This window comes from Candidatus Poseidoniia archaeon (genome assembly GCA_030748895.1).
Taxonomy (GTDB): Archaea; Thermoplasmatota; Poseidoniia; order MGIII; family CG-Epi1; genus UBA8886.
On record JASMLC010000071.1, the window covers coordinates 1 to 501 of the forward strand.

Below are 501 nucleotides of genomic sequence, written 5' to 3' on the forward strand. Positions count from 1 at the left end.
AGCGCGGAAGCCTTGGCGGTGCAAATCGCGGCATTGGATCGTGAGGTTGGAGCGCGCGCCAAAGCGATGGCGGCCTGCCGGCTGCTGATGACGGTTCCGGGCGTGGGGCCGGTGACGGCGCTGGCCTACGCGGCGACCATCGGCGATGCCGGGCGGTTCGCCAAGTCACGGGACGTGGGAGCCTATGTCGGACTGACGTCGCGACGTAATCAGTCGGGTGAAATGGATTATTCGGGGCGCATATCAAAGTTTGGCGACAGTCTGCTGCGCAGCCAGCTTTATGAGGCCGCCAACAGCCTGCTGACGGTGGTGCGCCGGGCCCATCCACTGAAGGACTGGGCGCGCCGGGTCAGGAAGCGGACCAGCCACAAGAAGGCCTGCGTGGCGCTGGCGCGCAAGCTGGCGGTGATTCTTCATCGCATGCTGATCACCGGCGAAGCCTTCCGCTGGCCCGAGAAGGCGGCCGCAACCACGGCCTAAACAACGACGAGGAGACATCGC

At 65.7% G+C, this 501-nt stretch carries 1 protein-coding gene; it reads left to right on the top strand.

Translation table 11 applies throughout. The annotated features are described in order from the left end of the window. On the top strand, positions 1-480 hold a 480-nt coding region (locus QGG57_07185), incomplete at its 5' end, for a transposase (GenBank protein ID MDP7007934.1). Between the last annotated feature and the right edge of the window lie 21 nt (positions 481-501).